Here is a 19,266-nt window from a genome sequence, read left to right as displayed (position 1 = left end):
CCCAACTCTTTTGTAGAATGTAAGTCTTCCTAAACGATTTCTTTTGCTTTATTAACCGATTGGTTATTGAATATGTTTAAGGATATTTCTGCGTTGAAGCGGCGTGGTTCCGATTTCAATCCGTTCGATTCGGTTGTTTTCATCCAAAACGAAGGTTGTCGGGTATGATTGGATTCCCAGTTCTTTAATAAGTTCTCCTCCTTCTACAAGCTGGTGAAAATAGAAATGGTGTTCTGCAACGAGTTGTTGGATTTGTTCGGCTTTTTGAAAGGTGATCGCCAGGAAGGTAACTTCTGGAAATTGCTTTACCCAGCTACCTAATTCGGGCATTTCTTTCCGGCAAGGACCGCAGCCGGTGAACCAGAAGTTGATGACTGTCTTTTTCCCTTTCAACTGCTCGTTTGTCCAGTTTTTTCCTTGCATGTCACGGAGTGAGAAGTCGGGAAACACATCGCCGACGGCATAATGAATGGATGGACATTGGGGAATGACGGTAAGCAGTCTTACTTGTTGAGCTGCTTGTAAAATCGCTTCTCCCTTCTCTACTTTATCAGTTGGGATAGCCAGTTGTTTCGCTTCTTCCGACATCCCCTCATATTTCGTAATACTGATTTTCCCTAGAATCGAATCATGTAGGTTTCCTATTTGTATCGGTTTTCCGCAAGGAAAGGGCTCCGGTTTTTCCTCGAAGAATCTGTCGTTGATAATGACCAAAGACTTTTTCTCTTCTTTTTGAGCGTTACAGTTCCCTGCAAGGAAACAGAGCAGAAACAGAGTTATTAAGTAACCAACGTTTTTCATCGTCTTTATTTTAATAATAAGGTGTAACAAATGTAACCATTTAAGTTGAACCTGAAATAGATGACTATAACTTTTTAGTTGAAAAGATACGATTTTTTAATTTTTCCATATCTGTCGAAAAGCTTTAGCACAGATGTCAAAAAGCTTTTTCACAATTGTCATAAAGCTTTACCACATATGTCAAAAAATTAAATAATAGTAGGATTTTTATGAAGAAGACATAACTTTTAGCGGACAACCTCTTTTCTGAGGAGTCCTTTTCTCCGGAAGAAATGGTTAAAAGTGTATGGGAAACACAAATTATGTTCCATAACATATATACTAGAGGTTCAATGAATTAAAATAAACCCTACTTTCGCTATCGAGCCGGTTGGGAAAGAATGAAGGTGTTTGAAAAGAGATTTTGCCGGCAGGAAGTGACATTTATAAAAAGGAAGAAGATGTTAGAAGCGCTAAAGGAGACAGTTTTTCAAGCAAACTTAGACTTGGTGAAACATGGTTTGGTCATTTTTACCTGGGGAAACGTGTCGGCCATCGACCGGGAAAGCGGGTTGGTTGTTATTAAGCCCAGCGGAGTTTCTTATGAGACCATGAAAGCAGAAGATATGGTAGTAGTCGATCTGGAAGGAAAGGTAGTAGAAGGGAATTTGAATCCTTCGAGTGATACGCCTACACATGTCGTATTGTATAAGGCTTTTCCTGAAATAGGTGGGGTTGTGCATACTCATTCTACGTTTGCGACTGCTTGGGCTCAGGCTGGCAAAGATATTCCGAATATCGGGACAACACATGCCGATTATTTCCATGATGCAATTCCCTGTACGGCGGATATGACAGCCGAAGAAGTGAAAGGCGCTTACGAACGGGAAACCGGCGAAGTGATCGTCCGTCGCTTTGAAGGTTTGAATCCGGTACATACACCGGGTGTTCTGGTGAAGAATCACGGACCTTTTGCCTGGGGAAAAGACGCACACGATGCCGTACACAATGCGGTCGTGATGGAACAGGTGGCCAAGATGGCGTGTTTCTCTTATCTGATTAATCCACAACTGACGATGAATCCGCTGCTGGTAGAAAAACACTTCAGCCGCAAGCATGGTCCGAATGCTTATTATGGACAAAAGAAGTAAATCAATTTATTAACATAAATACGTAATACTATGAATTCATTTGATCAATTTGAAGTTTGGTTTGTAACAGGTGCACAGTTATTGTATGGTGGCGATGCTGTAATTGCCGTAGATGCACATAGTAATGAAATGGTTGCCGGCTTGAATGCCTGCGGAAATCTGCCAGTCAAGGTGGTTTATAAAGGAACCGTTAATTCGGCTAAGGAAGTAACGGCTACGTTTAAGGCTGCCAACAATGATGATAAATGTATTGGTGTGATTACCTGGATGCACACGTTCTCTCCGGCTAAGATGTGGATTCATGGATTGCAGGAATTAAAGAAGCCTTTGTTGCATTTCCATACACAATATAATAAGGAAATCCCTTGGGATACGATGGATATGGACTTCATGAACCTGAACCAGTCGGCTCACGGCGACCGCGAATTCGGCCATATCTGTGCCCGGATGCGTAAGAACCGTAAAGTTGTCGTAGGACATTGGCAGGATGAAGCCGCACAGAAGAAGATTGCTGTCTGGATGCGTGTCTGCGCTGCTTGGGCAGATGCACAGGATATGCTGATCCTTCGCTTCGGTGATCAGATGAATAACGTGGCTGTAACCGATGGTGATAAGGTAGCTGCCGAACAGACTTTGGGTTATCACGTGGATTATTGCCCGATCAATGACCTGATGGTTTACTACCGCGCCGTAGAAGATGCTGATACAAAAGCTTTGGTTGAAAAATATTGGGCTGAGTATGATCATGATCCGAAATTGGAAGAACCAGGTACGGAAGCTTATACCAAAGTATGGAATTCGGCTAAGGCTGAAATCGCTTTGCGTCGTCTGTTGAAAGATAAGGGAGCCAAGGGCTTTACGACTAACTTCGATGATCTGGGTGAATTTGATCAGATCCCGGGTCTGGCTTCTCAGCGTCTGATGATGGAAGGTTATGGCTTTGGTGCAGAAGGTGATTGGAAGACGGCTGCTTTGTATCGTACGATGTGGTTCATGAGCCAGGGAATGCCGAAAGGTTGTTCCTTCCTGGAAGACTATACGTTGAACTTTGATGGTGAAAAGAGTGCTATTCTGCAGGCACACATGCTGGAAGTTTGTCCGCTGATTGCCGAACACAAGCCGAAACTGGAAGTACATCGCCTGAGTATTGGTATCGACAGCGAAACCGCTCGTCTGGTATTTACCAGCAAACAGGGTGAAGGTGTAGCAGCTACGATTGTAGACATGGGTAACCGTTTCCGTATGATCGTTAATGTAGTAGATTGTATCAAGAGCAAACCGCTGCCTAAACTGCCGGTAGCTTCGGCCTTGTGGATTCCGCAACCTAACTTTGAAGTGGGTGCTGCTGCCTGGATTCTGGCTGGAGGTACGCATCATACCAGCTTCTCGTTCGACTTGACTGTTGAATACTTGCAGGATTATGCCGACATTGCCGGTATTGAAATGGTTGTAATTGACAAGAACACCACAATCGAAAACTTCAAGAAAGAGCTTCGCATGAATGAAATTTATTACATGCTGAATAAGTCTCTTTGCTGATAACTGAATACTCAGATAACAAGTATTTTCTTTATGTAGATAGGGAGTTGGCTGAAAGCGTGTCGGATTCTGGATGCTAACTCCTTTATTTATCATCTTTAAAGTTTTACCGAAATATGAATGAGCAATATGTAATAGGTTTGGACTATGGAACCGATTCTGCCCGTGCCGTTATTGTTGAGGCGAAGACTGGGAAAACCATAGCTACCGCAGTAAAATATTATCCACGTTGGAGCGAAGGTAAATATTGTAATCCTTCCGTTAATCAATACCGCCAGCATCCGCAAGATTATATAGATGTATTGGAAGGAACCGTTCGTGAAGCCTTGGCAGCTTGCCCTGAGGGAACTGCCGAGAAAGTAGTGGGTATGGCTTTTGATACGACTGGTTCTACGCCGGTATTTACCGACAAGAACGGAACACCACTTTCTTTGTTGCCTGAATTTGCCGAAAATCCCAATGCAATGTTCGTGTTGTGGAAAGATCATACGGCTGTAAAGGAAGCCGGAGAAATCAATGAACTCTGCCAAAAGTGGGAGACTGATTTTTCGGCCTACGAAGGAGGTATTTATTCTTCCGAATGGTATTGGGCGAAAGCTCTGCATGTCTTGCGTGAAGATGAGGCAGTTCGGAAAGCGGCTTATTCGATTGTGGAACATTGCGAATGGCTGCCGGCTTTGCTGACGGGCGTTACTTCGTCTGATAAGATCGTTCGAAGCCGCTGTGCTTGCGGGCATAAGGCCATGTGGCATCCGAAATGGGGCGGACTGCCTTCCGAAGAGTTTCTGGTTGCATTGGATCCGCTTTTGGCTGGATTTAGAGATCGTTTGTTTGCCGAAACGGAAACAGCCGATAAACCTGTTGGTCATCTGACTGCCGAATGGGCAGAACGTTTGGGCCTGACAACCCAGGTAGTTGTGGCTGGCGGAGCTTTCGATTGCCACATGGGTGCCGTAGGAGCCGGCGTAACACCACATACATTCGTACGTGTTATCGGTACTTCTACCTGCGATGTGATGGTGGCTTCGTATGAAGAAATCGGTGATAACCTGATCAAAGGCATCTGCGGACAGGTGGATGGTTCGGTGATTCCGGGTATGATCGGGTTGGAAGCCGGACAGTCGGCTTTTGGAGATGTATATGCCTGGTTCAAGCGGATATTGGAATTTCCGTTGAAACAGATTGTGGCAAAGACGCAGTGTATCGACGAGGCAACGAAAGCTAAACTGATTGATGAGGCTTGCGCACAAATCATACCGGTACTGACGGAAGAAGCCGAAAAGATCCCGATGGAAGAAAGTACCGTGATTGCCACCGACTGGATGAACGGACGTCGTACACCGGATGCCAATCAGCTGTTGAAAGGTACGATCACGGGGATTACGTTGGGAACAACAGCACCGCGTATCTTCCGCGCCTTGGTGGAAGCGACAGCCTTTGGCGGAAAAGCCATTGTAGACCGTTTCCGTCATGAAGGTGTTGCCATTGATACGGTTATCGGTATTGGTGGTATTGCCTTGAAGTCTCCGTTTGTGATGCAGACGCTGAGTGATGTCTTGAATATGCCGGTAAAGGTTTGTAATACCGACCAGGCCTGTGCTTTGGGTGCTGCCATGTTTGCCGCTACGGCTGCCGGTGTTTATCCGAAAGTGGAAGAGGCAATCGCAGCGATGAATTCGGGCTTTGCGAAAGAATATCAGCCGAATCCGGAAAGAGCTGCAGCTTATCAGTCGCTTTATGAACAGTATTTGTGCGTAGGCGATTTTACAGAAAAGAAATTATTTCACGCTTAATAAGGTTTGAATCCTATGAAAAACAAGGTACTAATCCTTTTCAGTAGTTGTGCGTTGGCAGGGCTTTGGTCTTGTTCGGCTCCGGTTTATCAGCAGCCGGATGCACCGATACAGGAAGTTCCGTTTACACAGGTACATATAGAAGATCAGTTCTGGTCACCGCGTATAGAAACAAACCGGACGGTTTCCATTCCTTCGGCTTTCAAGGAATGCGAGAAGAATGGACGGTTCGACAACTTTGCGCTGGCTGCCGGTATGATTCAAGGAGAGCATCAGGGCGATTTCTCATTTGATGATACAGATCCGTATAAGGTAATCGAAGGAGCTTCGTATTCATTGGCGGTGAAGTATGATCCGAAACTGGATCATTATCTCGACAGTGTGATTACAATCATTGCGGCGGCACAGGAACCGGATGGTTATCTGACAACTTGTGTTACTAATAAATGTACGCGTTTGTCGGGTTGGTGGGGCAGTTCTCGTTGGGAAAAGATCAACAGTCACGAACTTTATAACAGCGGACACCTGTACGAAGCGGCAGTCGCTCATTATCGGGCAACCGGAAAACGGACATTACTGGATGTAGCCATCAAGAATGCGGATCTGGTGTGTCAGGTATTCGGACCGAATGAAGGACAGAAGCACGTTCCGTCTGGTCATCCGATCATCGAGATGGCTTTGGCGAAACTGTATAAAGTCACCGGGGATGAGAAATACCTCAACATGGCGAAGTATTTCGTAGAAGAAACCGGACGTGGAACAGACGGACATCGGCTGAATGCTTATAGCCAGGACCACAAACCGATTCTTCAGCAAGATGAAATCGTGGGGCATGCGGTTCGTGCCGGCTATCTGTATTCCGGTGTGGCGGATGTGGCTGCCTTGACGCATGATACGGCTTATTTCCATGCCTTGACCCGTCTGTGGGAAAACTTGGTTAGTAAGAAACTGTTTATCACGGGTGGTATGGGGTCTCGTCCGCAGGGCGAAGGCTTTGGGCCGAATTATGAGTTGAACAACCATACAAACTACTGCGAGACTTGTGCTTCCATTGCCAATGTCTATTGGAATTATCGGATGTTCTTGGCAACAGGAGAAGCCAAATACATGGATGTCTTGGAGCGTGCCTTGTATAATGGTGTGATTTCGGGTGTATCATTGAGCGGAGATAAATTCTTCTATGATAATCCGCTTGAATCGATGGGCGAGCACGAACGCCAGCGTTGGTTTGGTTGTGCTTGCTGTCCGGGTAATGTGACTCGTTTCATGGCTTCGGTGTCCAATTATGTGTATGCGACGCAGGGCAACGATATCTACGTCAATTTGTATATTCAGGGCAAGAGCGAGATGAAGACGACCGACAATCAGGTACAGCTGGTTCAGACAACCGGTTATCCCTGGGAAGGCAAGGTTTCTATTCAGGTAAAGCCGGAAAAGGAAAGTGAGTTTGCTGTTCGTCTGCGTATTCCGGGTTGGTTACAAAGCGCACCGGTCGCATCCGATTTGTATGCCTATACAACACCGGCAGAGAAATATACCCTGAAGGTGAATGGTTCGACCGTAAAACCGGCAGAAGGAGATGGCTATGCCACTATTGTCCGTACTTGGAAACCGGATGATGTTATCGAATTGGAACTGCCGATGGAAGTACGTCGGGTAAAAGCCAACGATCAGGTTGAAGATGACCGGGGCATGTTGGCGATGGAACGCGGTCCGATTGTTTATTGTCTGGAAGGAATTGATCAGCCGGACAGTGTCGTGTTCAATAAGTTCATCCCGGCTGATGCCAAGATTGATGCTACCTTCGATGCCAATCTGCTGAAAGGTGTGATGGTATTGAGCGGAACGGCTAAAGAAGTTGCCCAAGACGGATCGATAAAGGATGTACCGTTTAAGGCGGTTCCGTATTCAACCTGGAATAACCGTGGCGCCGGACAGATGGAAGTCTGGGTAGCGGATTCGAAAGACCGGGCAGTCCCGACACCTGAACCAACCATCGCTTCGAAGGCCAAGACATTCAACATTCAGGCTCCTATCCAGAAAGATGCTCCCGAATCGGCTTCGATTGAAACACCGGCTTGGGGTGTTAATGATCAGTGGGAACCGAAACGATCTTCTGATATCTCCAAACCATACTTCTACTGGTGGCTGAAGACCGGTTCGTTGGAAACTTTGGCATACGAGTTCGATCAGCCTTATACCGTATCGAATGTACAGGTATATTGGTTGGATTTCGATCATTACGATGGTAATTACCGGGTTCCTGCCAGCTGGAACCTGTATTACAAAGACGGTAACCGCTGGAAAGAAGTAGATGCCCTCAATGAATACGGCGTGAAGAAAGACTGCTACAACAGCTTGGACTTCAAACCCGTCAAGACAACTGGACTGAAGATTGCTGCCCAGCTGCAAGAAGGAGAATCAGGTGGTATCATTGAATGGAAAGTGAATTAAATGATAGAATGAGAAAGGGGAGCCATCGTGCTTCCCTTTTGTTTTTCCGGATAAATCCTTACTTTTGCAGCCAGAAGAAAACGCTTGCCAGATGCTTCCGATGATTCGATATGTGTATGTTGCGTTGGGGATTCTCTCTTGTGCTTTGGGAGTGATCGGGATCTTTGTACCGCTTTTGCCCACAACGCCTTTTCTGTTGCTTTCGGCAGCTCTGTTTTTTCGTAGTTCTCCCCGTTTATACAATCGTTTGTTGAATCATCCGCAACTCGGACCCTATATCCGTAATTTCCGCGAGCACAAGGCCATTCCTTTGCGGGTCAAGATTATTTCCGTCTCACTCGTTTGGATTACCATCCTTCATGCCGTCATTTTCCTCCTCGATCATTGGGTTCTGGAGTCTCTTCTCCTCTTGTTGGCGACAGGTATTACGGCTTATATCCTGCATTTCAAGACGCTTCGGTGATTTTTAATGGGAACTTTTCTTATGGCTGTAAATCAATAAATATCTGGAAAGAATATTCCCTTTTATGTTTCCATATATAGAAACATTTCACTACATTTGTGCGTTAATGATAAAAGATGGAAGTACAAGCAAAATTCAAAATAATATATTCCGATGAGATAATTCGTTTTTTGAACACATTGGAAATTAAAGCGAGAAGTAAAATCCTGTACAATATAAATAAGAGTAAATATGTTGTAGATAAGAGTTTGTTTAAGAAGTTAGATAATACAGATATATGGGAATTCCGAACTTTGTTTAATGGTGTACAATATAGGTTATTGGCTTTTTGGGATACCGAGAATGAAGTTCTTGTTGTCACTACGCATGGTTTCATAAAAAAGACACAAAAAACTCCGGCCAAAGAAATTAAAAGGGCGGAAGAAATAAGAAGAAAATATTTTGAAACAAAAAAGTAAAGCAATGGAGGATTTGGAATTTTATACAGAAGAAAAAGCGTTAGATTTGGTTTTGGGGCAGAAAGGGACCCCTGAACGGGATCAGTATGAGGAAAATATGCATTCTTTTCTGGTTGGCGAGGCCATAAAACAGGCGCGCCAATCTAAGAATCTTACGCAAGAAGAGTTAGGAAAGCTGATAGGGGTACAAAAAGCTCAGATCTCTCGAATCGAGAATGGAAAGAATTTGACTTTATCCACATTGGCTAAGGTCTTTAAAGCCATGGGTATCAGTGCTAAACTTGAAATTGGGAATTTAGGAAAGGTGGCCTTGTGGTGATGCTGGAAAAAAAATGGGGAAGCAGATATTTTCCGCTGTAAACCTTTTGATTTTTAAAGAGAAAATTTACCTTTGCTACAAACAAAAAGGAAATGACAATGCTACTTCTCGACAGCACAAATATCCCTGAAAGATTAACATCTTTTACCGCCGAATGTTTGGTGGTGCGGGATAATTGTGTAGCAAGCAAGCAAGCAAGCAAGCAAGCAAGCAAGCAAGCAAGCAAGCAAGTAGACGTTAAACATCATAGAAGAGGTGTGGGCTTCAGCTCGCACCGTCCGGCAGGCCCGGCTGGTTTCATTTGCTGTGGGATGTATCCCATGACCGATGAAGCCGGCCGGGCTTTTTTTGTCTCTTCGAGACAATGGACAATGGAGAATTGACAATGGACAATTATCCATTGTTGGTAGAGGCGCAGCGTGCTGCGCCTCCAACCAGACGGTATCAAGGCCCCATACGGAGCATCGGGTTTTAACCCGATGCGGATCGAGGCATCCGTTGCAAGGTCGCGTGGGCCGATTTGATGGATCAAATCCCCCGTTGCAAGGTCGCGTGGGCCGATTTGATGGATCAAATCCCCCGTTGCAAGGTCGCGTGGGCCGATTTGATGGACCAAATTCCCCGTTGCAAGGTCGCGTGGGCTGATTTGATGGACCAAATCCCCTGTTGCAAGGTCGCGTGGGCCGATTTGATGGACCAAATTCCCCGTTGCAAGGTCGCGTGGGCTGATTTGATGGACCAAATCCCCTGTTGCGAGGGTGCAAGGGCAGATTTGATGGACCCAATCTGCTCCTGCACGGTTTCTGGGGGTACGGAGATAGCAAAAAAGAATACGTGTAACAATAAATTATCAGATTATGAGAAAGAATTACATTCAAGTAGAAGACATCTATTTCGGCAATTTGACAAACGCCGAATTTATCAGTTTCATGGAGCGTTTCATGGCGTTGTTGCCCCTCGAAGACGATGAAGAGGGCGGGCAGCATGCCCCGAAGTTGGGAATTACAGCCGAACTGGTGGCAGAAGGGAAAGCCTTTTTGGCTTCGATGAACGACCTGACCCTCAAATCGCAGTTGAAGGCGGAGACGAAGCCGAAGAAGGAGATCGACCGCCTGCGCGACCGGATGCTGGCGTATATCATTGAGCGGATCGATTTCTCGCGCGACGCCCTCGACGCGGCTGTTGCTGCCGCTGCCGAGAAGCTTTACCTCGTGGCGAAGCCCTACCGGGGTGCGGGCCGTCTGGCTTACAACCAGGAGACGGTGGTGATCAAAGGTTTCTTGTTGGATATGAACAAGACGGAGAACGTGGATGCGGTGACGGCGCTGGGCATTGAAAAAGACCTCGACACGTTGCAGGCCTACAACGATCAGTTTGAGGCGTTGGTGAAGGAGGCAGACGTGAAGAGTTCGTCGCTGGACATGAATGAGAAGATGCGCGACCTGCGCGTGCAGATGGGCGACTGGTATCAGGAAGTGACCAGCCTGGCGTTTGCCTCGAACGTGTTGAACGAGTCGGAAGAATCTCTTTCCTTCCTGACGGGCCTGAACGCGGTCATCCAGGATGTCAAGACGCTCTACAAACAGCGCATCGCCCAACTCAACAGTGGCAAGGAGGAAACTTCGAAACCGGAGGGAGAAGGAGATGATAAGGGCGATGGCAATCTGGAGTTCGTCCCGGTCGAATAACATCGGATTTCAACCCGGTGTTGATACCGATGCCTCATGGATAGGCACGGATTTCACGGAAAACACGGTTTTAAATGAATATTTACCGTGTTAATCCGCGTAATCCGTGCCTGAAATTGAGACGCGGCACGCCACGTCTCTACATATATAAAATGATATGAATGTATAAACAAACAAAAACAACAAGTATATATGAAGAAAATCTTTACTTTATTTATGATGTTACTGCTCTTACCTTGTGTGATGAGTGCAGTAGAAAATGCAATTTATGTTGGTGGTGAGGAATTGATAGGCACTGATAGCTCACCCGTTTACGCTAAGACGGTTAATGGTGCAGTAATAACGGATGGTGCTTCTGAAAATGACTATCATGTCAAATGGAATGGCTCTGTTCTGACCCTGAATGGTGTAAATATCCAAGGAAATGATCACGAAGATGCAGCTATCTTTTATGAGAATGGAGATTTGGATATAGAACTGGTTGGTGAAAATACCGTTATAGGTGTGGACAAGAATAAATCAGGCATGGTATTTAGTTATGGTATCCGTACAACTGCTGGAAATATCAAAATCCGGGGAACCGGAAGCCTTCAAGTAAAAGGCGGTAATGTAGAGGCGCAGTATGGTAATGCATATAGTTATGGAATAAATGCTTCTGGTAGCATCGAAGTTTCCGCAGGTTCAGTTATATCAGAAGGTGGTAGTAGTTCTTTTGTAAGTACTGGTATCTATGCTATAGAAAACGTCCAGATATCAGGTGGTGTAATTAGAGCTATAGGAGCTGATGCTCTTACTCAAAGCTACGGAATCTGGACCTCTAATGGAGGGGTTTCTATCTCAGGAGGAGAAGTGACAGCCATGAGTGGCAACGTAGAGAACATAGAATCGAAAAGTTACGGAATCTTGACCTCTGATGGAGGGGTTTCTATCTCAGGAGGAGAAGTGACAGCCATGAGTGGTAAGGGCACAGGATCGAATTCGATGACTGCAGGTATCTATGCTATAGGAAACGTCCAGATATTAGGTGGTGTAATTAGAGCTATAGGAGCTAATGCTCATACTCAAAGTTACGGAATCTTGACCTCTAATGGTGGAGTTTCTATCTCAGGAGGAGAAGTGACAGCCATGAGTGGTAACGTAGAGAGCACAAAATCGGATTCGGAGAGTAGTGGTGTCAGGGCTAAAACAAATATTAGCATAGTGCCTCAGGATGGGAAAGTTATTGCGGTAAAGGTTGGTGAAAGTGAAGAGAATGTAGCGGAAATTTCAGGTTCGCCGTTTAGCGAGGAAACAGAACTTACCGAAATTAATGATAAATGCTTCTATAGCAAGGAGAATGATCATTTGCATAGATATGGAGATCCTACTTACGAGTGGAGCGAAGACAATACGGCCTGCACAGCCAAGCGGGTATGTCAGCACGACAGCGAACATAGCCAGACCGCCACAGCAACCGTGACAAGCAAGCAAACCAAAGCCCCCGCCTGTACCGAAAAAGGTGAAATGACCTATACGGCAACATTCAGCGTGGATGTAGATTGGGCAGAGAAGCAGACAAAGACTGAAGATATTCCTGCCACCGGACACGGTGAGACAGAAATACAAAATGCTAAGGAAGTTACCTGCACGGTAGATGGCTATACCGGTGATGAGGTTTGTACGGTGTGTGGCGAAGTCGTTACAGCAGGCGAGATCATCCCCGCCACCGGCCACCACTATGTGAACGGCTATTGCACCGAGTGTGGTCACCGCGACCCGGATTACCGTCCCGATCCCATCAGCTACTACAACATCTATGTAGAAGACGTGTGCGACGGGGTAGAGGTTTCTACCAGCAAGCAAGTGGTGCGCGAAGGCGGTTCTATCACCGTTTATGTAGAGAAAGATACAGCCAACTACACCTTCGACAACTTCAAAGTCTATTACAAACGTAGCTACTACGGAGGTTGGGAAGAATTGAAGGAAGGCACGCAGCCCGGAGAATACCCGATTAACAACATTTGGACCCACATCTATCTCAAAGCCGAAGGTGCGGAAGAAAAAGAAGATCCGACGGGTATCGAGCAGATCGAGGGCGTGAAAGTCTATACAAAGGATGGCAGCCTGTATGTCCAGACTCCACAGCGCGAGCAAGTCATCATCGTCAGCATGAGCGGTGCGGTAGTGAAGAACGAAGAACAGATAGGCCTGAAGCAATACCACGGCCTGCAACCCGGCATCTACATCGTCCGGGTAGGACAGACGACGTACAAACTCCGTCTCCATTGAATTGACAATTGACAATTATAAAAAGGCACGGATTCCACGGGAAACACGGTTTTAAATGAATATTTACCGTGTTAATCCGCGTAATCCGTGCCTAATATTATTGTCTGTTATTCCATCTCAGCAAGAACGTGCTCCAAACCTAAGGCACGGGCTACGCCGAGGCCGTAATTCTTGTCGGCTTTTGCACAGTTTTGTATGTGGCGCACCTTGATGAATTCAGGAATGTCGCCCATCGAACGAGCTGTGTTTTCGAACAAGACTTGTTGCTGCTCGGGTGTCATCAGACGGAAAAGAGCAGCCGGTTGTGAATAATAGTCGGCATCGTCTTCCCTGAAATCCCACTGATAAGCACTTCCATCCAGTTCCAAAGGTGGTTCTTTGTATTCATTTTGATCTCGCCATTCACCATAACTGTTAGGTTCATATCCGAGAGTCGCTCCATGATTTCCGTCCACTCGCATTTGTCCGTCCCGATGATACATGTTTAAGAAAGGACAACGGCTCCGGTTTACCGGTATCTGGTAATGATTCACTCCCAAACGATATCTTTGCGCGTCTCCATACGAGAATAAGCGGCCTTGCAACATCCGGTCGGGCGAGAAGCTTATGCCCGGAACAACGTTAGCCGGATTGAAAGCTGCCTGCTCTACGTCGGCAAAGTAATTCTCCGGATTCCGGTTCAGTTCCAATACGCCAACTTCTATCAACGGATATTCCTTTTGAGACCAGACCTTTGTGAGATCAAATGGGTTATAAGGCATGTTTTTAGCTTGTTCTTCTGTCATGATCTGCACATACATGGTCCATTTGGGGAAATCTCCTTTTTGAATACTTTCAAAGAGGTCGCGATGATGACTTTCCCGGTCTTTCCCGATGATGGCTTCCGCTTCCTGATCGGTAAGGTTCTTGATACCTTGTTGCGTGAGCAGATGGAACTTTACCCAGTTACGTTCGCCGGCTGCATTGATAAATGAGAAGGTATGACTTCCATAACCGTGCATGTGGCGGTACGAATACGGAATACCACGGTCGCTCATGGTAATCGTTACCTGATGAAGTGCTTCGGGCAAAAGCGTCCAAAAGTCCCAGTTATTGCGGGCACTGCGCATGTGTGTATGCGGATCCCGTTTAACGGCATGATTCAAATCCGGGAATTTAAGTGGATCGCGCAAGAAGAATACCGGTGTATTATTACCTACCAAATCCCAATTACCTTCTTCTGTATAGAATTTGATGGCAAATCCGCGGATATCTCTTTCCGCATCAGCAGCTCCCCGTTCTCCGGCTACCGTAGAGAAACGAACAAAGACTTCGGTTTCCTTTCCAACCTGAGAAAAGAGGGCCGCTTTTGTATAGCGGGTAATGTCGTGCGTAACGGTGAATTTCCCAAAAGCACCAGAACCTTTGGCATGCATACGGCGTTCGGGAATCACTTCACGGTCAAAATGAGCCAATTTTTCCAGAAACCACACGTCTTGCAGAAGCATTGGTCCTCGACGGCCGGCAGTGGCTACATTCTGATTGTCGGCAACAGGTGCGCCTGAGGCGCTAGTCAGTTTCTTTTCTTCCATAACAATTGACTTTAGTTTATTGATTGGTTTTAGAATATATCAAAGCATCGAGTATAAGTTTGTCGTCGGCAGTCAGCATTCCGGTTCGTGAGCGAAGCTCAAACGATTGGGCTTTTGCGGGAATCTGCATGACCTTTTTCATCCGGTTGAACATACTTCCGGTACGTATTTTGTAGGTCGTGAAGAATAAAGTTTGTTCGGGAGGAACAATACCCGACAAAGGTTTGCTGAGTTCGCACCAGGTTTTATGAGGATGTTGCCCGACAACGAACCATCCGCAAGTCCAACATCCGGTAATGAGGAAGTCGGTTTCTTTGATTCTTGCAGGTTCGAAGTCAGAAAGAGAACTCAGGGAGACGTGCAATCCTTTAGACCATAAATACATGGCAATTTCTCTTGCAAACCGCGCTGTCTTTCCTTTATGACTATAATATAGAACGATCGCTTTCATGTCAAATTTGATTTTGTACAAATGTAGTGTCCGTATGAAAAAACGGTTATATTTGTGTTTCTCTATTTTTCGATCATGCATATTGATAAAAACGATTAAGCCCTATGGAACTACGACAATTGAAGTATTTTATGGCAGCTTGTGAATTGCAGAACTTCTCTGAAGCTGCACGCCAATTGCACATTTCACAGAGTACACTATCGCATCAGATTAAGCAGTTGGAAGACGAACTGGATATTCTGCTCTTCGACCGTATCGGTAAACGGGTTATTCCGACAGAAGCGGGCAATGCATTTCTGCCTTTTGCCCGGAAATCTATTCAGGACGCAGAAAACGGACGACAGATTATACGCGATCTAAAAGGTATTGAAACCGGTATCTTGCACATTGGAGCGACTTACAGTTTGAGTCCGTTGCTGATATCAGCCATGAAACAGTTTGCTAAAACTTATCCGGGTATAAAGGTTCTGGTTACCTTGGCGACTTCGGCCGAATTGATTGATCGGCTAAAAGATAATTCGCTGGATTTTATTCTTTCGTTTGATGCCGAGGAATGGCCTGCAGAACTGGAACGGTTACCACTATTTACTTCCCGTCTTTGTTTTATTGTGCATCAGTCGCATTCATGGGCCGGATTATCTTCCATTACTTTAAAGAAACTGGAACAAGCTCCTTTGATTCTACCGGAAAAAGGATTTGCAACCAGAAAGAAACTGGACAGTATCTGCCGAAAACATCAGTTGAAGCTGAAGGTTGGTATTGAAATTAATGATGTACATACTATTATTCATACCTTATCCGGAGGATATTGGAGTACGATACTGACAGAAGCGGCAGTACGAGGTGAACCGAATTTAGTGTGTATTCCTATTTTATATACAGACCATATTACTTCAAAGGCATTTCTGTTCTGGCCCCAAGGTATCTATCGGAAGAAATCAGCTCTTGCTTTCGCTGCATGTTTGCAACAGGAAGCAAAAGAGGGGATGAAATACAGAACTTCGAACTCTTGAAAGGATTATCATTTTATGAAGTTGACGTTTCTGCTGAAAACTTCTATCTTTGTTTTCCTATTAATAAAGAATATACAATTATGAAATTAAGTGATAAATGGTTTACGGCATTGTCTGAGAATGACAACGGTGATTTGGTGGCTATCTATGGCCGGGATGAACTGACTGAGTTTATGCAGAGTGGAAAGTTGAAGGAACGAGTGGAGATTACCTGGAAATATACACCTGCCGAACAAGGCATGCCTTCGGATGCAGAAGCCGAGCGGATGGAAGCCGTGGAAGTAGCTTTGCGTAAGGCCATGGAAAAAGACAAGCTGGCGATCCAGACCAGTGTTTATACCGGTGGTGGAGAAAAGATCTGGGTTTATTATACGCGAACTGTCCGGGTGTTTGGTGAACGGTTGAATGAAGCCTTGAAAGACTTTGAGCAGTTACCCATTACTATTTATACGGAATTAGACCCTGAGTGGGAAGAATACCGGGATATGTACGAAATGAAGCAGTGGGCAGTGGATGAATAAATAGATAGGCCGAGCGGATTAAAGTTATCGAAAAAAGTATATCTTTGTATCCTATCAACGGATGAGTATGGCAAAGAAAATAAAACTTAAAGTACAAGGATTGACTGGAAGCCAGGTACAGTCGGGAGCCTATGCGTTGATCTTGTCGGAAGTAGACGGACCGCATCGTATTCCTATTATTGTAGGTATGGCTGAAGCCCAGTCGATTGCGATGGCTTTGGAGCATCTGACTCCGCCCCGGCCTCTAACGCATGATCTGTTTGTAACATTTACCCATTCATTTGGCATTCTGTTGCAAGAAGTATATATCTATAAATTCCTGGATGGCGTGTTTTATGCCGAACTGGTTTTGTTTGATGGCGAACGTCAGGTACGGATAGATTCAAGAACCTCTGATGCCATTGCCATTGCTTTGCGGTTGAAGGTCGATATCTTTACTTCCGAAGAAGTGTTGAACGAGTGTGGCTTGATATTCGAAAAGAACTCGGATGATACGGACTCCGGAGAAGAAGAGGATGATGAGGCAGAAGAAGACGAATCCTACGATTTAGTGGATGAGGAAGAATTCGAACAGCTTTGGAAAGATAAGTCGCCCGACGATTTCCATAATGCATCAGACTTGGACTTGTGGTTAAGTTATATGCCATTGGAAATACTGGAACAGAAGTTTCAGGAAGCCGTTGACTCCGAACATTATGAGCATGCGAAGATTTATAAAGATGAATTAAAACGAAGAGAAGATTTAAAATAGTATGATTGAGACAGCAGGATTTGGATGGATGTCTTTGGGAAGAGGCATTGCAGGTATTTTGGTAGTAATTGCCATAGCCTATTTGTTTAGTTATGATCGGAAACGTATCGATTGGAAGTTGGTGGGTGGAGGTTTGCTGATACAGTTGGTATTGGCTTTGTCTATTCTTTATATTCCTATCGTAGGAAGTTTGTTTAAGTCATTAGGTATTATCTTTGTCAAGCTGATGGACTTTACAAGTGCGGGATTGGATTTCCTGTTAGGTCCGTATGCTTCGAAGTCGGCCGGATTCAGTTTCTTGCTTCATTCTTTGCCGATCGTTGTTTTCTTCTCGGCTTTGGTTTCTATCTTTTATTATTGGGGAATTATCCAGAAAGTAGTAGGCGCGTTGTCGTGGTTACTGCGGAAGGTGATGAATATATCCGGTACAGAAGGTTTGGTTGCCTGTGGTAATATCTTTTTAGGTATGACCGAATCGCCGGTTTTGATTAAGAATTATTTGCCAACGATGAACCGTTCGGAGTTGTTTCTCGTTATGGTTTCCGGTATGGGAACGATTGCCGGTTCGGTAATGGGCAGTTATGTAGGTATGTTGGGCGGACAAGATCCGATAGCGCAGCAGATGTTTGCTACCCATTTGTTGTCTGCTTCCGTCATGGCAGTGCCGGGTTCTATTGTGATTGCGAAGATTATGTGTCCGCAAACCGAGCCGATCCAGAAGGATTCGAAAGCGGAATGGGGCGATGAAGGTCACAGTAATGTGTTGGGAGCTATTTCGTCGGGTACAGTTACCGGTGTCAAACTGATGACGAATATCGCAGCGATGCTTTTGGTGTTTATCTCTTTGATTGCCATGGTGAATTACTTTACGAATAATGTCATAGGCCATTATACGGGATTAAACGAATGGATTGTCAAGATGACGGATGGTAAGTCGGATGGATTGACGTTTCAGTTTATTCTGGGTGTCATTACGGCTCCGTTTATGTGGCTGATCGGTGTTCCTTCGGATGATATTATGCTGGTTGGTTCTTTGCTGGGACAAAAGACGATTCTGAATGAGTTCGTTGCTTACTTCCAGTTGCAGGAATGGCGGGATGCCGGATTGTTTGTTTCGCAGAAATCGGTGATTATGTCCACTTATATCTTATGTGGATTTGCCAATATATCTTCTATCGGTATATTATTGGGCGGACTGGGTGTGTTGGCTCCTGAAAAGAAAGACTTGATTTCTCGTACGGGTTTCAAGGCAATGATAGGTGGAGCCTTGGTTTCAGTTTTGTCTGCCACCATCATCGGTATGATTTTAGGATAAAAAAGAAAGGTATGCAGATATTTTATACTCCAGACATAGCCGTAAATCCGGAACTTCCGGAAGAAGAAGCCGGACATTGTATCCGAGTGCTGCGTCTGACAGAAGGAGCGGAGATCCTGTTGACTGACGGGAAAGGTTCGTTTTATAAAGCACTGATCGTAAGAGCTCATCCCAAACATTGTGAAGTGACCATCGAGGAATCGTGGAAACAGGAAGACTTGTGGCCGTTTTATGTGCATATAGCAGTGGCTCCCACGAAGAATATGGATCGGATGGAATGGTTTGCCGAAAAGGCTTGCGAGATAGGAATCAATGAAATCACGTGTCTGAACTGTCGTTTCTCAGAAAGAAAGGAAGTAAAGCCGGCTCGTCTGGAGAAGATTCTGGTTAGTGCCATGAAACAGTCGCAGAAAGCTACGCTTCCCATCTTGCATGGAATGACCGATTTCAAGGCGTTTGTCAAGCAACCCTTCAACGGGCGTAAGTTTATTGCTCATTGTGAAGAAGGAGAGAAGCCTTTGATTAAGGATATTTATCATCCAGGCGAGAATGCTTTGATCCTAATTGGTCCGGAAGGAGATTTCAGTCCGGAAGAAATTCAATGTGCTTTGGAGAATGGTTTTGAGGCCATATCTTTAGGAAAAAGTCGGTTGCGGACAGAAACGGCGGCATTGACGGCCTGCCACACCTTGCATGTGCTGAACCAATAAAAAAGAACTTAAACGGATAAT

At 45.3% G+C, this 19,266-nt stretch carries 18 protein-coding genes; 15 read left to right on the top strand and 3 right to left on the bottom strand.

Annotated elements, in window-relative coordinates:
• Positions 1–63 precede the first annotated feature (63 nt).
• Entirely contained in the window at positions 64–801 is a 738-nt protein-coding gene (locus tag MUN53_RS11995) for a TlpA family protein disulfide reductase (RefSeq protein WP_243325641.1), read from the bottom strand.
• Positions 802–1,241: 440 nt separating this feature from the next.
• Between MUN53_RS11995 and MUN53_RS11990 the strand changes: the two genes are divergently transcribed.
• The 10 genes from MUN53_RS11990 (at position 1,242) to MUN53_RS11945 (ending at position 12,913) form a co-directional block, all read left to right on the top strand.
• Positions 1,242–1,931: an L-ribulose-5-phosphate 4-epimerase gene (locus tag MUN53_RS11990; protein ID WP_243325640.1), complete on the top strand. Its 690-nt coding sequence runs from the start codon at positions 1,242–1,244 to the stop codon at positions 1,929–1,931.
• A gap of 30 nt (positions 1,932–1,961) precedes the next feature.
• The gene (araA, locus tag MUN53_RS11985; protein ID WP_243325639.1) at positions 1,962–3,470 is read left to right on the top strand and encodes an L-arabinose isomerase; all 1,509 of its coding nucleotides are present in this window, start codon (positions 1,962–1,964) and stop codon (positions 3,468–3,470) included.
• Positions 3,471–3,586: 116 nt separating this feature from the next.
• Positions 3,587–5,263, top strand: coding sequence for a ribulokinase (locus MUN53_RS11980; RefSeq protein ID WP_243325637.1), 1,677 nt, complete (start codon positions 3,587–3,589; stop codon positions 5,261–5,263).
• Positions 5,264–5,278: 15 nt separating this feature from the next.
• A complete protein-coding gene (locus tag MUN53_RS11975) occupies positions 5,279–7,717 on the top strand; it encodes a glycoside hydrolase family 127 protein (RefSeq protein ID WP_243325635.1) in 2,439 nt (812 codons plus the stop codon).
• A 103-nt stretch (positions 7,718–7,820) separates the two neighbouring features.
• Entirely contained in the window at positions 7,821–8,180 is a 360-nt protein-coding gene (locus MUN53_RS11970) for a YbaN family protein (RefSeq protein ID WP_243325652.1), read from the top strand.
• A gap of 116 nt (positions 8,181–8,296) precedes the next feature.
• On the top strand, positions 8,297–8,638 hold the full coding sequence (locus MUN53_RS11965) for a type II toxin-antitoxin system RelE/ParE family toxin (protein WP_243325633.1): 342 nt from the start codon (positions 8,297–8,299) through the stop codon (positions 8,636–8,638).
• Between the two features lie 4 nt (positions 8,639–8,642).
• Positions 8,643–8,957: a helix-turn-helix domain-containing protein gene (locus tag MUN53_RS11960; RefSeq protein WP_243325650.1), complete on the top strand. Its 315-nt coding sequence runs from the start codon at positions 8,643–8,645 to the stop codon at positions 8,955–8,957.
• 92 nt (positions 8,958–9,049) lie between these two features.
• Positions 9,050–9,340: a hypothetical protein gene (locus MUN53_RS11955; RefSeq protein ID WP_243325631.1), complete on the top strand. Its 291-nt coding sequence runs from the start codon at positions 9,050–9,052 to the stop codon at positions 9,338–9,340.
• A gap of 474 nt (positions 9,341–9,814) precedes the next feature.
• A complete protein-coding gene (locus tag MUN53_RS11950; protein ID WP_243325629.1) occupies positions 9,815–10,645 on the top strand; it encodes a DUF6261 family protein in 831 nt (276 codons plus the stop codon).
• 192 nt (positions 10,646–10,837) lie between these two features.
• On the top strand, positions 10,838–12,913 hold the full coding sequence (locus MUN53_RS11945) for a carbohydrate-binding domain-containing protein (protein ID WP_243325627.1): 2,076 nt from the start codon (positions 10,838–10,840) through the stop codon (positions 12,911–12,913).
• Between the two features lie 107 nt (positions 12,914–13,020).
• Here MUN53_RS11945 and MUN53_RS11940 read toward each other — a convergent pair whose 3' ends face one another.
• Positions 13,021–14,484 carry a catalase gene (locus tag MUN53_RS11940; protein WP_243325625.1) on the bottom strand — a complete coding sequence of 488 codons (1,464 nt, stop codon included), beginning with the start codon at positions 14,482–14,484 and terminating at the stop codon, positions 13,021–13,023.
• Between the two features lie 16 nt (positions 14,485–14,500).
• Complete coding sequence (locus MUN53_RS11935) at positions 14,501–14,935, bottom strand: hypothetical protein (RefSeq protein ID WP_243325623.1); 435 nt, start codon at positions 14,933–14,935, stop codon at positions 14,501–14,503.
• A 104-nt stretch (positions 14,936–15,039) separates the two neighbouring features.
• Between MUN53_RS11935 and MUN53_RS11930 the strand changes: the two genes are divergently transcribed.
• From MUN53_RS11930 to MUN53_RS11910, 5 genes are all read left to right on the top strand, one after another.
• Positions 15,040–15,948 carry a LysR substrate-binding domain-containing protein gene (locus tag MUN53_RS11930; protein WP_243325621.1) on the top strand — a complete coding sequence of 303 codons (909 nt, stop codon included), beginning with the start codon at positions 15,040–15,042 and terminating at the stop codon, positions 15,946–15,948.
• Between the two features lie 80 nt (positions 15,949–16,028).
• Positions 16,029–16,469, top strand: coding sequence for a DUF695 domain-containing protein (locus MUN53_RS11925; RefSeq protein ID WP_243325619.1), 441 nt, complete (start codon positions 16,029–16,031; stop codon positions 16,467–16,469).
• 67 nt (positions 16,470–16,536) lie between these two features.
• Positions 16,537–17,220 carry a bifunctional nuclease family protein gene (locus MUN53_RS11920; protein WP_243325617.1) on the top strand — a complete coding sequence of 228 codons (684 nt, stop codon included), beginning with the start codon at positions 16,537–16,539 and terminating at the stop codon, positions 17,218–17,220.
• 1 nt (position 17,221) lies between these two features.
• Positions 17,222–18,535: a NupC/NupG family nucleoside CNT transporter gene (locus tag MUN53_RS11915; protein ID WP_243325615.1), complete on the top strand. Its 1,314-nt coding sequence runs from the start codon at positions 17,222–17,224 to the stop codon at positions 18,533–18,535.
• 11 nt (positions 18,536–18,546) lie between these two features.
• Positions 18,547–19,245 (top strand): 16S rRNA (uracil(1498)-N(3))-methyltransferase, encoded by a 699-nt coding sequence (locus MUN53_RS11910; RefSeq protein ID WP_243325613.1) that lies wholly within the window; start codon positions 18,547–18,549, stop codon positions 19,243–19,245.
• The last annotated feature ends 21 nt before the right edge of the window (positions 19,246–19,266 follow it).

The organism is Parabacteroides faecalis (assembly GCF_022809355.1).
Classification (GTDB): domain Bacteria; phylum Bacteroidota; class Bacteroidia; order Bacteroidales; family Tannerellaceae; genus Parabacteroides; species Parabacteroides faecalis.
This window is presented reverse-complemented; position numbering and strand designations above follow the sequence as displayed.

Excerpts from the sequence above, each read along its gene's own strand:
- MUN53_RS11995 (WP_243325641.1), bottom strand. The coding sequence starts at position 801 with ATGAAAAACGTTGGTTACTTAATAACTCTGTTTCTGCTCTGTTTCCTT.
- MUN53_RS11990 (WP_243325640.1), top strand. The coding sequence starts at position 1,242 with ATGTTAGAAGCGCTAAAGGAGACAGTTTTTCAAGCAAACTTAGACTTG.
- araA (WP_243325639.1), top strand. The coding sequence starts at position 1,962 with ATGAATTCATTTGATCAATTTGAAGTTTGGTTTGTAACAGGTGCACAG.
- MUN53_RS11980 (WP_243325637.1), top strand. The coding sequence starts at position 3,587 with ATGAATGAGCAATATGTAATAGGTTTGGACTATGGAACCGATTCTGCC.
- MUN53_RS11975 (WP_243325635.1), top strand. The coding sequence starts at position 5,279 with ATGAAAAACAAGGTACTAATCCTTTTCAGTAGTTGTGCGTTGGCAGGG.
- MUN53_RS11965 (WP_243325633.1), top strand. The coding sequence starts at position 8,297 with ATGGAAGTACAAGCAAAATTCAAAATAATATATTCCGATGAGATAATT.
- MUN53_RS11960 (WP_243325650.1), top strand. The coding sequence starts at position 8,643 with ATGGAGGATTTGGAATTTTATACAGAAGAAAAAGCGTTAGATTTGGTT.
- MUN53_RS11955 (WP_243325631.1), top strand. The coding sequence starts at position 9,050 with ATGACAATGCTACTTCTCGACAGCACAAATATCCCTGAAAGATTAACA.
- MUN53_RS11950 (WP_243325629.1), top strand. The coding sequence starts at position 9,815 with ATGAGAAAGAATTACATTCAAGTAGAAGACATCTATTTCGGCAATTTG.
- MUN53_RS11945 (WP_243325627.1), top strand. The coding sequence starts at position 10,838 with ATGAAGAAAATCTTTACTTTATTTATGATGTTACTGCTCTTACCTTGT.
- MUN53_RS11940 (WP_243325625.1), bottom strand. The coding sequence starts at position 14,484 with ATGGAAGAAAAGAAACTGACTAGCGCCTCAGGCGCACCTGTTGCCGAC.
- MUN53_RS11935 (WP_243325623.1), bottom strand. The coding sequence starts at position 14,935 with ATGAAAGCGATCGTTCTATATTATAGTCATAAAGGAAAGACAGCGCGG.
- MUN53_RS11930 (WP_243325621.1), top strand. The coding sequence starts at position 15,040 with ATGGAACTACGACAATTGAAGTATTTTATGGCAGCTTGTGAATTGCAG.
- MUN53_RS11925 (WP_243325619.1), top strand. The coding sequence starts at position 16,029 with ATGAAATTAAGTGATAAATGGTTTACGGCATTGTCTGAGAATGACAAC.
- MUN53_RS11920 (WP_243325617.1), top strand. The coding sequence starts at position 16,537 with ATGGCAAAGAAAATAAAACTTAAAGTACAAGGATTGACTGGAAGCCAG.
- MUN53_RS11915 (WP_243325615.1), top strand. The coding sequence starts at position 17,222 with ATGATTGAGACAGCAGGATTTGGATGGATGTCTTTGGGAAGAGGCATT.
- MUN53_RS11910 (WP_243325613.1), top strand. The coding sequence starts at position 18,547 with ATGCAGATATTTTATACTCCAGACATAGCCGTAAATCCGGAACTTCCG.